12 protein-coding genes are annotated in these 15,327 nt (G+C 64.9%); 8 read left to right on the top strand and 4 right to left on the bottom strand.

The features are described 5' to 3' along the window. Positions 1-195: 195 nt before the first annotated feature. From gatB to gatC, 3 genes are read right to left on the bottom strand one after another with little or no spacing between them, the layout of a single operon-like run. A complete protein-coding gene (gene gatB, locus BLT26_RS02755; RefSeq protein ID WP_091507856.1) occupies positions 196-1,659 on the bottom strand; it encodes an Asp-tRNA(Asn)/Glu-tRNA(Gln) amidotransferase subunit GatB in 1,464 nt (487 codons plus the stop codon). Beyond that, positions 1,659-3,128, bottom strand: a complete 1,470-nt coding sequence (gene gatA / locus BLT26_RS02750; RefSeq protein ID WP_091507853.1) for an Asp-tRNA(Asn)/Glu-tRNA(Gln) amidotransferase subunit GatA — start codon at positions 3,126-3,128, stop codon at positions 1,659-1,661. Before gatA ends, gatB begins: the two co-directional genes overlap by 1 nt. Before the next feature lie 47 nt (positions 3,129-3,175). Next, positions 3,176-3,463 (bottom strand): Asp-tRNA(Asn)/Glu-tRNA(Gln) amidotransferase subunit GatC, encoded by a 288-nt coding sequence (gene gatC / locus BLT26_RS02745; RefSeq protein ID WP_175452999.1) that lies wholly within the window; start codon positions 3,461-3,463, stop codon positions 3,176-3,178. Positions 3,464-3,930: 467 nt separating this feature from the next. On the opposite strand from gatC, the gene BLT26_RS02740 reads away from it, so the two are divergent. The 8 genes from BLT26_RS02740 to BLT26_RS02705 all read left to right on the top strand — a co-directional run bounded on the left by BLT26_RS02740 (position 3,931) and on the right by BLT26_RS02705 (position 14,692). Further along, the gene (locus tag BLT26_RS02740; RefSeq protein WP_091507849.1) at positions 3,931-4,965 is read left to right on the top strand and encodes a rod shape-determining protein; all 1,035 of its coding nucleotides are present in this window, start codon (positions 3,931-3,933) and stop codon (positions 4,963-4,965) included. Between the two features lie 96 nt (positions 4,966-5,061). Further along, on the top strand, positions 5,062-5,904 hold the full coding sequence (gene mreC / locus BLT26_RS02735; RefSeq protein WP_091507845.1) for a rod shape-determining protein MreC: 843 nt from the start codon (positions 5,062-5,064) through the stop codon (positions 5,902-5,904). Continuing rightward, the gene (gene mreD / locus BLT26_RS02730; protein WP_091507844.1) at positions 5,891-6,370 is read left to right on the top strand and encodes a rod shape-determining protein MreD; all 480 of its coding nucleotides are present in this window, start codon (positions 5,891-5,893) and stop codon (positions 6,368-6,370) included. The genes mreC and mreD overlap by 14 nt, the downstream gene beginning before the upstream one ends. A 130-nt stretch (positions 6,371-6,500) precedes the next feature. Further along, complete coding sequence (locus tag BLT26_RS02725; RefSeq protein WP_091507841.1) at positions 6,501-7,115, top strand: Maf family protein; 615 nt, start codon at positions 6,501-6,503, stop codon at positions 7,113-7,115. Next, on the top strand, positions 7,112-8,599 hold the full coding sequence (gene rng / locus BLT26_RS02720) for a ribonuclease G (protein ID WP_091507838.1): 1,488 nt from the start codon (positions 7,112-7,114) through the stop codon (positions 8,597-8,599). Before BLT26_RS02725 ends, rng begins: the two co-directional genes overlap by 4 nt. A gap of 66 nt (positions 8,600-8,665) precedes the next feature. Next, complete coding sequence (locus BLT26_RS02715; protein ID WP_245720558.1) at positions 8,666-13,042, top strand: YhdP family phospholipid transporter; 4,377 nt, start codon at positions 8,666-8,668, stop codon at positions 13,040-13,042. A 75-nt stretch (positions 13,043-13,117) separates the two neighbouring features. Then, on the top strand, positions 13,118-13,657 hold the full coding sequence (gene msrB, locus BLT26_RS02710) for a peptide-methionine (R)-S-oxide reductase MsrB (protein ID WP_091507835.1): 540 nt from the start codon (positions 13,118-13,120) through the stop codon (positions 13,655-13,657). A 180-nt stretch (positions 13,658-13,837) separates the two neighbouring features. After that, positions 13,838-14,692, top strand: a complete 855-nt coding sequence (locus BLT26_RS02705) for a hypothetical protein (RefSeq protein WP_091507832.1) — start codon at positions 13,838-13,840, stop codon at positions 14,690-14,692. A 90-nt stretch (positions 14,693-14,782) separates the two neighbouring features. On the opposite strand, the gene yjgA is transcribed toward BLT26_RS02705, so the two are convergent. Further along, entirely contained in the window at positions 14,783-15,295 is a 513-nt protein-coding gene (yjgA, locus tag BLT26_RS02700) for a ribosome biogenesis factor YjgA (protein ID WP_091507828.1), read from the bottom strand. Positions 15,296-15,327 lie beyond the last annotated feature (32 nt).

Here is a 15,327-nt window from a genome sequence, read left to right as displayed (position 1 = left end):
CCGCTCCTACAAGGGAGGGGAGGTACCGGGCCTACCTGTAGGAGCGGCCCATGGCCGCGACAGGAAACGCGAGGCCTTGCACCGGAAGGCAACCTGGCGGGAGGGTAATCCGTAGGAGCGGCCGCTGGCCGCGATCAGGGTGCCCGGCTGACAGTCGCCGAGCGCGGCCCGACCGCTCCTGGAAGAGTGGGAGGATCAGAGCAGGGCGTCGAGCTTTTCCTTGAGGATCTTGTTGATCATCTGCGGATTGGCCTGGCCCTTCGAGGCCTTCATGATCTGGCCGACGAAGTAGCCCATCATTTTCGGGCGCTTGCTCTCGTCGGCGTTGCGGTAGTTTTCCACCTGCCTGGCGCTGTTGGCGATCACTTCGTCAACCATCTGCTCGATGGCCCCGGTATCGGATACCTGCTTGAGGCCGCGCTTCTCGATCACCGTGTCCGCGTCGCCCTCGCCGCTGGCCATGGCCTCGAACACCTGCTTGGCGATTTTACTGGAGATGGTGTTGTCCTTGATGCGCTCGATCAGGCCCGCCAGGTGCTCCGCGGAAACCGGTGACTGCTCAATGGACAGCTCCTCCCGGTTCAGCAGCGCGGCGAGTTCACCCATCATCCAGTTGGCGGCCAGTTTGGGCTCGCCGGAGGCTTTCGCCACGGTCTCGAAGTAATCGGCCAGGGCGCGCTCCTGGGTCAGCTGGTCGGCGTCGTAGGCGGACAGGCCGTACTCGCTGGCGAAGCGGGCGCTCTTGGCGTCCGGCAGTTCCGGGAGCTCGCTGCGCAGCTGCTCGACATAGTCGTCTGACAGCTCCACCGGCAGCAGGTCCGGACAGGGGAAGTAACGGTAGTCGTTGGCCACCTCCTTGCTGCGCATGGAGCGGGTCTCGTTCTTGTCCGAGTCGTACAGGCGCGTCTCCTGCACCACGGTGCCGCCGTCCTCCAGCAGGTCGATCTGGCGCTCGGCCTCCACCTTGATGGCCCGCTCGACAAAGCGGAAGGAGTTGACGTTCTTGATCTCGGTGCGGGTGCCGAGCTCTTCCTCGCCCTTGAGGCGCACGGAAACGTTGGCATCGCAGCGCATGGAGCCCTGGGACATGTCGCCGTCGGAGATGCCCAGGTAGGTGACGATACTGTGGATCTTTTTCAGGTAGGCCACGGCCTCGGCGGCGCTGCGCAGGTCCGGTTCGGACACTATCTCGATCAGCGGCGTGCCGGCGCGGTTGAGGTCGATGCCGGACATGCCGTGCCCTTCCTCGAACACCGCCTCATGGAGGGACTTGCCGGCGTCCTCCTCCAGGTGTGCGTGGTGCAGGCGCACCTTCTTGCTGCTGCCATCCTCCAGGTGGATCTCGATCTCGCCGGGCCCCACGATGGGTTCGGCCAGCTGGGTGGTCTGGTAGCCCTTGGGCAGGTCAGGATAAAAGTAGTTCTTGCGTTCGAATACCGAGCGGTGGCCGATCTCGGCGTTCATGGCCAGGCCGAACATCACCGCGAAGCGGAATGCCTCGGCGTTCGGCACTGGCAGCGTGCCGGGCATGGCCAGGTCCACCGCGCAGGCCTGGGTATTGGGCGCGGCGCCAAAGGTGGTGCTGGCACCGGAAAAGAGTTTCGATTGGGTGGACAGCTGGACGTGGACTTCCAGCCCGATGACGACTTCCCATTCCATTACTGATCTCCTCCGGCGTGGGCATAGGGCGCGGTTGCTCGGTGCCAGTCGGTGGCCTGCTGGTACCGGTGGGCGGCGTTCAGCATGCGGCCCTCGTCCAGGTAGTTGCCGATGATCTGCAGGCCCACCGGCAGTCCGTTCACCAGTCCGCACGGCAGGGACATGGCCGGCAGCCCGGCGAGGTTGGCGGACAGGGTGTAGATATCCTCCAGGTACATGGCCACCGGGTCGTCGCCCTTTTCGCCGATGCGGAAGGCGGGATGCGGGGCGGTGGGCCCCATGATCACGTCCACCTGCTCGAAGGCCTGGACGAAATCCTGCTTGATCAGGCGGCGCACCTGCTGCGCCTTGTTGTAGTAGGCGTCGTAATAGCCGGCGGACAGGGCATAGGTACCCACGAGTATGCGGCGCTTGACCTCCTCGCCGAAGCCCTCACCGCGCGAGCGCATGTACAGGTCGCGCAGGTCGGCGGGGTTCTCGCAGCGGTAACCGTAGCGGACGCCGTCGAACCGCGACAGGTTGGCCGAGGCCTCGGCCGGGGCGATGACATAGTAGGCGGGTACTGCCAGCCCGGTGTGGGGCAGGCTGATATCCACCAGCTTTGCGCCGAGTTTCTCGTATTCCTTCAGTGCGTCCTGTACGCGGCTGGCGGTGTCCCCATCCAGTCCCTCGCCGAAATACTCCTTCGGCACGCCGATACGCAGGCCGGCCAGGTCGTCATTGAGCCCGGCGGCAAAGTCCGGTACCGGCCGGTTGAGGCTGGTGGAATCCCGCTCGTCGTGGCCGGACATGGCTGCCAGCAGGTACGCCACGTCTTCGGCGGTACGGGCTACGGGACCGCCCTGGTCGAGGCTGGAGGCGAAGGCGACCATGCCCCAGCGGGATACCCGGCCGTAGGTGGGCTTGATGCCGGTGGTGTTGGTCAGTGCCGCGGGCTGGCGGATGGAGCCCCCGGTATCGGTGGCGGTGGCGCCCGGCACCAGCTGCGCGGCCACCGCGGCGGCGGAACCGCCAGAGGAGCCGCCGGGCACGTGCTCCGGGTTCCAGGGATTCTTCACCGGTCCGTAAAAGCTGGTCTCGTTGGAGGAGCCCATGGCGAACTCGTCCATATTGGTCTTGCCCAGGCTGACCGTGCCTGCTGCCTGCAGCTGCTCAACCACGCGGGCATCATAGGGCGGGACAAAGTTGTCCAGCATCTTCGAGCCGCAGCTGGTGCGCACGCCGCGGGTACAGAAGATGTCCTTGTGGGCAATGGGGACACCGCACAGGGCCGGTGCGCCCCCGGCGGCCAGGCACCGGTCGGCGGCTTCGGCCTGCTCCAGGGCACTTTCGGCGGTAATGGTAATAAAGCTGTTGAATTCGCGGTCCAGCTGCTCGATACGGGTGAGCAGCTGGCGGGTGATCTCGACACTGGAGAATTCGCGTTCGCGCAGCCCGCGAATGATTTCGGCGATGGTTAACTGGTGCATGGTTTTCCCGGTGAGTCCTGTTCTTGCGGGTATCTGTCAGGGGCGGCTCAGTCGATCACTTTGGGGACCAGGTAGAGTCCCTGCTCGGACTGGGGGGCCAGCTCGAGGAACTCGTCGCGCTGGTTCGTCTCGGTGACCTCGTCTGGTCGCAGGACCTGGACTTCGTCCAGCGGGTGCGCCATCGGCACTACCCCCTCGGTGTGCACCGCCTGCAGCTGGTCCACCAGGTGCAGTACGTTGCCAAGTCGCTTGCCGACCTCGTCGACGGTTTCCTCGGAGATGGCGATGCGGGCCAGTTCGGCCAGCTTTTCTACGGTTTGCGCGTCCACGGCCATGGCGTTCGGGGCTCCAGCTCGGGTGAAAAAATCGGGTGCTGCCCCGTCGGGTAAAGCCATTGCCAATACGGGACAGAGGGGGCGCAAATTTAGCACAACCGGCCACAAATCTCATAAGGCCGCGACCGGTGTTGCGCGCCGGTGCGGACACAGTGCGGGATATTGCGGCCTTCGGGCAGATTCAGCCTTGCCCTGAACCCGCGCCGTTGTTAGAGTTTGCCGATTCTGGCCAAGGACCGTGCGCCAGCATCCGGGCCGTGCTCCGGATTGGCCGCCTGTGCGGCTGTTACTGCCGGTAAAGGGTACCGGCAAAAATCCTCTGGAGAGGATCGACCGGATCCCGTTTATGCGGCCCGGAACTCAGAATAATTCGCGCGGACTAAATAAGCTTAAGCAGGCATGCATAAGTCTGCGCAGACTGCACCCGCCCGGGGCGCTGTCGTAACAGTACAAGGTAATCGAATTCCATGTTTAAACGTTTGCGGGGCATGTTCTCCAGTGATCTCTCCATCGACCTGGGAACGGCCAATACGCTGATTTATGTGCGCGATCGCGGGGTCGTGCTTGACGAGCCCTCCGTTGTCGCCATTCGTCACTATAACGGGCAGAAGATTGTCGAGGCCGTCGGTGTCGAGGCCAAGCGCATGCTGGGCCGCACCCCCGGCAATATCACCGCCATTCGCCCGCTCAAGGACGGCGTGATCGCCGACTTCCAGGTCACCGAAAAAATGCTCCAGCACTTTATCAAGAAAGTGCACGAGCACAGCTGGATGCGCCCCAGCCCGCGGGTACTGGTGTGCGTTCCCTGCCAGTCCACCGAGGTGGAGCGCCGCGCCATCCGCGAGTCTGCGATGGGCGCCGGCGCACGCGAGGTCTGGTTGATCGAGGAGCCCATGGCGGCTGCCATCGGTGCCGGCCTGCGGGTGGAAGAGGCCAGCGGTTCCATGGTGGTGGACATCGGTGGTGGTACCACCGAGATCGCCATCATCTCCCTCAACGGCGTGGTCTACTCGGATTCCGTACGCATCGGCGGCGACCGCTTCGACGAGGCGATCGTCAACTATGTGCGCCGTAACTACGGCAGCGTGATCGGCGACGCCACCGCCGAGCGCATCAAGGAAGAGATTGGCTGCGCCTATGCGGGCAGCGAGGTGCGCGAGATTGACGTGCGTGGCCGCAACCTGGCCGAGGGTGTGCCGCGCAGCTTTACCCTCAATTCCGATGAGATTCTCGAGGCCCTGCAGGAGCCGCTGACCGGCATTGTCCAGGCGGTGAAGAGCGCGCTGGAGCAGTCACCGCCCGAGCTGGCTTCCGATATCGCCGAGCGCGGCATGGTCCTGACTGGTGGCGGCGCGCTGCTGCGCGACCTGGACCGCCTGCTGATGGAAGAGTCCGGCCTGCCGGTGATTGTCGCCGATGACCCGCTGACCTGTGTCGCGCGCGGTGGCGGCAAGGCACTGGACATGATGGACAAGAGCCGCCTGTACCTGGTGTCCAACTGATGGATGGCCCGGGGAGGCCCCTGCGCCGCCCCGGTTCGCATTCTGGCCCGATAAGAAAAAACACAAAACACACTGACCAGTTAATGGGGGTCACCCATTAAACCGCTATTTACACGCGGCCCCTCGCCGGAGTCCCGCATCCTGGTGCTGGGCCTGGTGGCGGCCGCGTTGATCGTTGTCAACATCTATACCGACTGGCTGCAGCCCGTGCGTGACCGGGTGGCAAGCTTCGTCGCGCCCCTCTATTGGCTCACCGATGCCCCCGGGCGGGTAGGCGAGTGGGCCGGCGAGCAGCTGCGCACGCGGGAAGAAATCGAGGAAGAAAACAGTCGCCTGCGGCGCCAGGTGCTGTTACTCGAGCAGCGCAGCCAGCTGCTGGCATCGGTGAAGGCGGAGAACACCCAGCTCAAGGAGCTGATGAACTCTGCCGAGACCGTGGATGAGCGGGTGCTGGTGGCCCAGATTATCGGCGTGTCGCCGGATCCCCTCGAGCACGTACTGGTTATCGACAAGGGTCGCAACCACGGCATTCGCCTGGGCACACCGATCATGGATGCCAGCGGCCTGCTCGGCCAGGTTATCGAAACCGGGCCATCCGCCAGCCGGGTCCTCTTGATTACCGATCCGAGCCATGCCCTGCCGGTGCAGGTGCTGCGCAACAGCGTGCGCGCGGTGGCCGAGGGTACCGGCGATCTCTACCGGCTCAAGCTGCGCCACGTGGCCAATACCAGTGATGTCCGCGAGGGCGACCTGCTGTTGAGTTCCGGGCTCGGCGGCCGTTTTCCGGCGGGTTACCCGGTGGGCGAGATCATGTCCGTGGAGCGCGACCCGGGCAAGGCCTTCGCCGATGTCGAGGTACAGCCGCGCGGGCGCATGAACCGCAGCCGCTTCGTACTGGCGGTGATGAGCGAGAGGGAAGACCGCGGTGGAACCGAATAACCGCTGGTTTATCGGGGTGACGGTGCTGCTGGCGCTGTTGCTCTCGGTCATGCCCCTGCCTTACCAGTGGCTGTGGTTCAGGCCGGCATTCGTGGCCCTGATTGTGATCTTCTGGATCAATCGCATGCCGCAGAGCCTCGGGGTGGGGTTCGCGTGGCTGGTGGGCCTGCTGGAGGATTTTGCCACCGGCGCCGTGCTGGGGACCCACGCGCTGGCGCTGGGGGCGCTGGCTTATTTCTGCCTGCTCACCTACCGCCGTACCCGCGCCTTCAATCCCGCCCAGCAGCTCATGTGGGTTTTCGTGCTGGTGGGTATCCACCAGGTGATCGGCAACTGGGTGCACAGCCTGGCGGGCAAGCCGGTGCCGGGCCTGGTTTTCCTGTGGCCGGCGCTTACCTCCGCGCTGCTCTGGCCCCTGGTTACCCCCTGGCTCGACCGTACAGCCGGGCGCCTGCAGGTACGCTGAACAACTGGTCACCCCGGGTCCTGAAACTTGCGTTCAGGCCACATTTTTCGTTAAGTACGGCAAACAAGCGCTCAATTTTCGAGCGATACCGCTATAATCAGCGGCTGATTCACCAACAACAAGCATTACCGTGCCAGATACCGATGCCCACAGCAGACTGATACTTGCCTCAGGCTCCCCGCGCCGCGCGCAGCTGCTGGCGCAGATCGGTGTGCCCCATACCCAGGTGGCAACCTCGGTCCCGGAAGTCATGGCTGCCGGCGAGGCGCCCCGCGACTACGTGCTGCGCCTGGCCTGCGACAAGGCTGCGGCTGGCCTTGTCGCCGGCGGCGCGAACCCGGCCGCCTGGTCGCTGGGCGCGGATACCGTGGTAATGGTGCAGGACAGTGTCCTGGAGAAACCCCGTGATTTCGCCGATTTTCACCGCATGATGATCGCTCTTTCGGGCTCAGAGCATTCTGTGCTCACGGCCATCTGCCTGTGTAGTGGCGAGCGCCGCCTGAGCCGCCTGGTGGAAACGCGGGTGCGTTTCCGGCGTCTCAGCGATGCCCTGGTCGAGAGCTACTGGCGGACCGGCGAGCCCGCCGACAAGGCGGGCGGTTACGGTATCCAGGGACTGGGGGCGGCGCTGGTCGAGGACATCAGCGGCAGTTACAGCAACGTGGTGGGATTGCCACTGGAAGCCCTGGTGCCGCTACTCGAGGAGGCGGGTATTGGCTACTGGCAGGGTTGGGAGGGATCTTGAGCGAGGAACTGCTGATCAACGTCGCGCCCACCGAGACCCGGGTGGCCCTGGTGGAAAACGGCGTGCTGCAGGAAGTCTACCTGGAGCGCAGCGCCCGGCGTGGCATTGTCGGCAATATCTACAAGGGCAAGGTGGTGCGGGTGCTGCCGGGCATGCAGGCAGCGTTCGTCGATATCGGGCTGGAACGGGCCGGCTTTATCCACGCATCCGACATCGCCCCCCTGGATGAGGAGGGCATGGAGGCGCGCGAGGCCGAGGTGGCGGATATCCGCGCACTGGTGCGCGAGGGGCAGTCGCTGGTGGTGCAGGTGGTCAAGGATCCCATCAGCAGCAAGGGTGCCCGCCTGACCACCCACCTGAGCGTGTCCGCGCGCTACCTGGTGTATATGCCGCAGACGCGGCATATCGGGATTTCCAACCGGATCGAGGACGAGGGCGAGCGCGAGCGCCTGCGTGAGCTGGTCGGGCAGGCCGCGGCCAAGCTGGCCGAAGAGGGCCAGTCCGGGGATGGCGGCTTCATCCTGAGAACAGTGGCCGAAGGCGTCAGCGAGGACGAGCTGCTGCGGGATATTCCCTTCCTGTACAAGCTGTGGTCGGAGCTGGAGCAGCGCATCCGCTCGCGGCCGCTGCCGTCGGTGATCTACGAGGACCTGCCGCTGTCCATGCGTGCCCTGCGCGACCTGGCCCGTCCCCATACCGAAAAGATTCGCATCGACTCCCGCGAGGCCCACGGCCGCGCAGCGGAGTTTGCCGGCAAGTACGCGCCGGAAATCGCCGGGCGGCTGGAGCACTACCCCGGCGAGCGCCCGCTCTTCGATCTTTACGGCGTCGAGGAGGAAATAAGGAAGGCGCTGCAGAACAAGGTGACCCTGAAATCCGGTGGCTACCTGATTGTGGAGCAGACCGAGGCGATGAGCACCATTGACGTCAACACGGGTGCTTTCGTTGGCCATCGCAACCTGGAAGAGACCATCTTCAAGACCAACCTGGAGGCCGCCACCACCATCGCCCGCCAGCTGCGCCTGCGCAACCTGGGCGGTATCATCATCATCGATTTCATCGATATGAAAGATGCCGAGCACCAGCGCCAGGTACTGCGCACCCTGGAGAAGTCGATGGAGCGCGACCACGCCAAGACCAGCATAACCGGGGTATCCGAGCTGGGCCTGGTGGAGATGACGCGCAAGCGCACGCGCGAATCCCTGGGGCAAATCCTGTGCGAGCCGTGCCCGGTGTGCGAGGGCCGCGGCACCCTGAAAAGCGCCGAGACGGTGGTATACGAGATTTTCCGCGAGATCATCCGCGAGGCGCGGGCCTACGACAGTGAAAAGATCATGGTACTGGCGAGCCAGGTAGTGATCGACCTGCTGCTCGACGAGGAGTCGGCCAACGTCGCGGACCTGGAAGAATTTATCGACCGCCCGATCCAGTTCCAGGTGGAGCCCATCTATAACCAGGAGCAGTACGACATTGTTCTGGTCTGACGCTTTCCCCCGTGCCCTGGCTATGACCGGTGCCGCGCCCCAGGGCGCGCCGGCGGGGGGCTGTCGATGATGGGGGTGGTGCGCTGGCTGGCGCGAAAGTTCTGGCTGCTGACAGTTATCCTGGTGATCCTGCTGGCCATTCTGGTGCAGACCGGTCGCATGCTGTCTCCCCATGTGGAGCGCTACCGGCCGCAGATCAGTGCGCTGCTGTCCGAGCGCCTCGGCGCCCCGGTGGCCATGGATCGCATTTCCCTGCGCTGGGAAGCGCTCGAGGTGGCACTGCAGCTGGACGGGCTGCGCCTCGGCGAGAAAGGCGAGGTGCGCATGGGCTATGGCCTCTTCCACCTGGACCTCCTGGCCAGCCTGTGGAACCGGGAACTGGTGTGGAAAAACCTGCAGGTCCATGACTTTGCCGCGCAGCTCAACCGGGTCGGCCGCGGTAACTGGCACGTGGAGGGGTTCCCCTATACGCCTCCTGCGGGTGGGGATGAGGTAGCGTCCGCCGGCGAGCGGCTCGGCGACCCGGCGCGGATCTTCCAGCTGGGACCCAAGGTCGAGGTAAGGAATGCCAGTATCACGCTGCGCCTTGCCAGCGGGCAGCAGGCGCAGGTCAAGCTGCCGCAGATACTGCTGGAAAACGGCGGCGGCTTCCATCGCCTCAGCGCCCGTGCCTTTATCGCCGATGCCGGCGCCGGGGCGCCAGCGATCCCCGGCACGGGCATCGAGACCCTGCGCCTGATCCTGGAGGGTCGCGGCGACCCGCGGGACCGGGAACAGTTTTCCCTCAAGGGCTATATCCAGCTGAACGAGCTGCAGGTGAACGAGGATACCGTGGCGCTACTGCAGCAGCTGACGCCGCTGCCGGAGCGTTACCACTGGCAGGGCAAAAAGCTGGCACGTGGCAATCTGTGGCTGCGCAGCGACACTGACCATGGTTACAGCCTGCGGGGCCGCCTGGACCTGGCCCGACTTGAGGCGGCAAAGCCAGAGCCGGCTGCATCCGTACAGGAAGCGCAGCCCGCAACGGCAGCCGGCGAAGAGCCTGCTGCAGGTGATGCGGCTGCCATCGAAGTGGCCGCGCGGGAGCCGGAAGCCGGGGAAGAAGAGCTCCGGGCCCTGGCGCCACTGCGATCCCTTGGGGGGGACATCTCCGGTCACTGGTTGCCGGGAGGGCAGTGGCGGCTGGCGCTGCAGGATATCGAGCTCGACTGGCGCGAGGTCGCCATGCCGGCCCTGAATATCCAGGCCAGCGGTGGCGACGATGCGGGTGTAGAGCTGTCCCTCGATCGCGTGGAACTACGTGCCTGGAGCCAGATCCTGACACGTCTGCAGTTGCTGCCGGAAAAGGCGGATGAATGGCTGGGAGCCCTCCAGCCACAGGGTGCGCTGGAAAACCTGCGGTTCGGTCGTGACGGCGGCGGCACAGTGTCGCTGCGGGCCAACCTGCGCAATGTCCGCGCTGCCGCTCACCTGGGTGCACCGGCGGTGGAGGGGCTGGACGGATTTCTGCAGATGCATGGTAGCGCCGGCGAACTACAGCTGGGCGGCGACGGCGATTTCAGTATTCACTTCCCGAAACTCTATCAGGAGCCTTTCAGGCTCGAGCGTGCCCGGGGCACGGTGGCGTGGCACGTGGACAGGGAAAACAACTCGGTGCAGGTCAACTCAGGCGCCCTGCAGCTGGAGGGCGAGATGGGCGCGGTTCGCGGGCAGTTCCTGCTGGAGCTTCCGTTCGTGCCATTCTCCCGTGCGGCCGAACTCACCCTGGCTCTGGGCCTGCGGGAGTCCCCGGCCGCGGCGCAGGCCACACTGGTGCCTTACACCGTCAGCGACAACCTGCGGGACTGGCTCGGCAGTGCCATCGGCGAGGACAACCCGGGGCGGGTGACCCGCGCCGGTTTTCTCTACCGGGGATACGCCTATGGCGACGGAGAGGACCCCGCCCTGCTGGCACTGGGCGAGCGCCCCGAACGGCAGACCGTGCAGCTCTCCGCCGAGCTCACCGGGGCGCGCCTCGACTACCTGCCTGGCTGGCCCGAGGCGAGTGGCGTGGATGCCCGACTGGTGCTCAATGACTCTCATGTTGTGGTGAATGCGCACCGTGCCAGGCTCTGGGATATCGCGGCGCGCGATCTCGAAGTGGAGGTCTCCCCGAACCGGGCGGGGCAGGGTGCATTGCTGGAAGTACGTGCCAGCCTCGCGGGTCCTGCCGGCGATGCGCTGCGGTTGTTGCGGGAGACGCCCCTGCGCGAGCAGCTCGGCGACGGCTTTGACGACTGGCGCCTGAAGGGGAGCCTGAGCGGCAACCTCACCCTGTCACAGCCGCTCGCTGGCGCTGACGTCGAGCCGCACCAGAATGTCGACCTGGCGCTGGTGGATGGCGACCTCCATATGGCGGATACCAGGCTGGCGATACAGTCCCTGTCTGGCAAGGTGCACTATGACAGCGAGGAGGGGCTGGAGGGCACGGCCCTGAGCGGCAGCCTCTGGGGGCGGCCGCTGACGGCCACCATTCGCCACGAGGGGACTGGCGAGCAGCGCGATACGCAGGTTGTGGTGCGGGGGCGCAGCACAACCCAGGCCCTGCGTGAGTGGACCGGGCGGCCTGAACTGGCCTGGCTGGACGGGGAGTTCGGTCACCGCACGCTGGTCACGATTCCTGCCCGCAGCAAGGACATGCCCTACCGGGCGGTGGTGGAAGTGACCTCCGACCTGGCCGGAGTTGCGGTCAACCTGCCTGCGCCACTGGGAAAGGCCGCGGAAGAAAGTACAGATTTTGTCTTGCGGGTGCCCATCGGTGAGCAGGGGAGCCTTTACAACCTGCAGTACGGGGAACACCTGGCGGGACGCTTCTGGAAGGTCGGCGATACCCTGGAGCGTGCCGCCATCGCGCTGAATGCGGAGCCGACGCTGCCCCGGGAGCGCGGGCTTGCAATCAGCGGCGACGTATCCCAGGTGGATTTCCCGCACTGGCGCAGGCTGCTGCAGATTTACGAGACGGCGCCGACGAACCCCGCCGATGCCTTCGCCGCTGAAGGGCTTGCCTCCGGCGCCGGCACTTCCGGACAGGCAAGTGCAGAAAACGGTGTATCCGCGGCTACCCAGGGGCCGCTTCCCGTGATGCTGGATCTCAGTACCGATCTGCTGATACTCGGCAAGACGGAAATCGACCATATCCACGTGCGTGGCCGCGGGCTGGGATCCGACTGGGAGCTGGACTTTGACAGTGAGACCGCTGCCGGCCACCTGAGTGGCGTGCTGAATGCGGAAACCCCGCTGCAGCTGGAGCTCTCGCACCTGCGCTTGCCCGCCAGCGAGAAGGCTGAGGAGGACGAAACGGGAGTGGAGTCGTCCCCCGCGCAGTCGCCCCCGGTTCAGGATCCCTGGGCCGGATTCGACTTCGCTGACCTGCCGCAGCTGAACTTCAGTACCGACAAGCTCTATGTGGGTGACGAGGACTTCGGCCGCTGGTCTTTCAACGTGCGCCCATCCGTAGAGCGCCTGGTGATCAGCGATATCCGCGGTGCCGCCCGCGGTGTGCGGGTCGAGGGGCGCGGCCAGGGGGACAATCGCCTGGGCGCCCAGCTGATGTGGATGCGTGACAGCGACGGCAGCGAGTCCTCCCAGTTTATCGGTCGCCTCAGCGCGGGAGACCTGGCCGCAGTACAGCGGGCCTGGGGGCAGGAGCCGGTGATCGAGAGCGAGGCGGCAAGTTTTGACACCGCCTTGCGGTGGGACGGCTCGCCTGCCCGGGTGGCAGCGGACGTGCTCACCGGTGAGCTGAAAATCGATATCCGCGACGGCCGCTTCCTGCGCGCCAGCGACAATGCCGGCTCGGCCCTGCTGCGGCTGCTGTCGCTGTTCAACTTCGATACCTGGGCGAGGCGCCTGCGGCTGGATTTCTCTGACCTCTACCAGAGCGGTATGGCCTTTGACCGGGTGCGCGGCGAGGTATTTTTCGAGGGCGATGGCAGCCTGCTGATCGCGGTACCGATCCAGGTGGAAGGGCCGACCAGTGAGCTGCAGATGGCCGGCCGGGTCAACTTCAAGCGCGAGGACCTCAACCTCACGCTGGTGGCCACCCTGCCGGTGGGCAACAACCTGGCGCTGGTGGCGGCGCTGGCGGGCGGCCTGCCCGCTGCGGCGGGCGTCTACCTGATCAGTAAGGCATTCAAGAAACAGGTGAGCAAGATGGCCAGTGTCAGCTACCGTATCAGCGGTGACTGGTCCGAGCCTGAAATCCGCTTCGACAAGCTGTTCGATGGCGATGGTGCCGAGCGCCAGGGCGCCGCTGCGGGCATGCAGCGGCCATCACGCAAACAGCGCAAGCCGGCCCCGGAAGCCCCGCTTCCTGAAGAAGATGACGAACCGGCGATGTCCGGTCCCGGCACCCCGGCGCCCCGGCTGAAAGAGGACGGTGGCGCCGGCAGCAGCGCCATCTGAGGTGAACCGGTTCCCGTTCGCGAGCGTCTAAGCCTGTGAAGAAACAGGTTTTAGCGGCGACTGGAGGCCAAGAAAATGACCAGATACTTAATTCTGGTTCTCTCTCTGGGACTGGTGGCGGGACTGCCTGCCTGTACCAAGGCGGGGGACGAGCGCGACACCGACCCGGACATGACGGTGCGGGAGGCCCGCGCCAATATCAATGCCGGCACCAACCTGTCTGCCATCCCCAACGAAGTGTGGAAGCAGCTGCTGCCTCCCGCCCAGTATGAGATCCTGTGGGAAAAGGGAACGGAACCCGCCTTCAGCGGCAAATGGGTGGACAATAAGGCCGAGGGTACCTATGTGAGTGCCGGCTGCCGCCTGCCGGTGTTCAATACCGAGCACCAGTACAAGTCCGGCACCGGCTGGCCAAGCTTCTGGGATGTGGCCTACCCGGAAAATGTGGTGCTCAAGGACGACTGGTCCTGGGGTATAAAGCGCACCGAAGTGCTGTCCAGGTGCGGTGAGCACCTCGGCCATGTGTTCAAGGACGGCCCCCCGCCGACCGGGCTGCGCTACTGCCTGAACTCCCTGGCCCTGGATTTTGTCCCGGCAGTTGAAAAAACCGAATAATTGTTCGATATTGTAGCCAGCGCTCCAGCCGCGCGGCATCGATAGCCAATCAGTCTGAAAGAGCCGGCGCCGGCGGGGACATTGTGTCGGGTGCGTCGTGCCCGGTCCCTGGTTCGCTGCGGGCGACGCAGGGGCTACTGGCACGGGTGCGAGAACAATAATCAAGAGAGGTTCCAGCAAATGTCCGAGGTGGCCACCCTGGCGGGGTCTTCCGTCAACCGCTACGCCCTGTTCCGCGTCTTCAAGTACACCATCTACCTGTTGCTCGCCTACAACGTGTACGCTTTTTTTATTGAGAATCACGCCGCGGCCGGCGCGGTGTTTGCCGATGGGGTACAGCTGGGACGGATCATCGAGGCTTACAATGATTCCATCGACACCCTGGCCTGGGTCTTGCTGTTGCTGGTGTTCGAGCTGGAGACCTTTGTGCTCTCGGATGATCGCATTCGCGGCTGGGTGAAGTGGGCCCTGAACGGCGTGTCCGCCTTCTGTTACCTGTTTATCGTCTATTCCTTCTACGGCTATGTGGCGGAGATGGCCTCCCTGACCCACCTGCTGCCGCTGTCCCAGCCGGCCTGCGACCTGGCCGCCGGCGGTGGCTGGCAGCTGGTGCTGGGCCAGGACGATTACGTGCCGCTCACGGCGGGCAACTGTGCGGCGCTGGCGGACGACCAGGTGCTCCGCCTGGCCGACGCGCAGGTGCTGGGAACGGTCTCCACCTGGAACGGGATCAAGTGGCTGGCGTGGACCGATGTGATCAATGCCGGTGCCTGGCTGCTGGTGGTTGCGATCCTGGCGTTTGACGTCTGGCTGCAGCTGCGCCACGAATTGTCCAACGCCATCATGCGCTACTCCCAGGTGATCAAGGCCGTCCTGTACTTCACCCTGTTGCTGTGTGCCATCTACTGGGGCGTCAACGGCAGTTTCCTGGATTTCTGGGATGCCTTCCTGTGGCTGGTGGCCTTCTTCTTTATCGAACTCAACCTGTTCGAGTGGCAGGCCGAGACTTCCTCGGGGGAGGCGGCGCCGGCCTGAGTGTCGACTCTGCCGCTGCCAGCAAAACAAAGGGCGAACCGGTAGGCTCGCCCTTTGTTCTGGGGATTGGAGCTACGCCGCACTGCGGCCCTAGAGTTCCTGCATGAAGAAGTCGCGCAGGTAGCGGAACAGCTTGCGGCGGTTGGTGGGGGGCTTCTGCTTCTCGATTTCCCGCAGCGAGTCCCGTACCAGCTGCCGGAGATGCTGGTGGTCTGCACCGGGATAGCGGTCGAAAAACTCGCTCTGGGCCTGCTTGCCGCCCTCCAGCAGGCGCTGGCGCCAGTCCTCGGCCATATGGTCGAAGCGGCTGTGCTGCTGGTCCCGTTCGTGGAAACGCGCCAGGGCGGCCTCGATGGCTTCGCTGTCGGCGCCGCGCATCAGCTTCCCGATGTACTGCATCTGGCGCCGCCGGGCCTCGTTGGACTTGATCCGGTGGAGGGTATTGATGGCCTCCCGCAGGTCGTCGTCCAGGGGGACCTCTGCCAGCTGCGCCTTGCCCATTTCGGTGAGCTGCCGCCCCAGGTCCTGCAGCTCATGCATTTCCTGCTTTACGCGGGTCTTGCTCTTCGGGCGATCCTCATCGAATTCGTCGTGTTCGTGCATTCTGTTCTTCCAGCTGTTATGCAATTCACCTG

The organism is Microbulbifer yueqingensis, assembly GCF_900100355.1.
GTDB lineage: Bacteria > Pseudomonadota > Gammaproteobacteria > Pseudomonadales > Cellvibrionaceae > Microbulbifer > Microbulbifer yueqingensis.
Note: the sequence above shows the minus strand (reverse complement) of the source record. Positions and strands in the feature narration are given on the sequence as shown.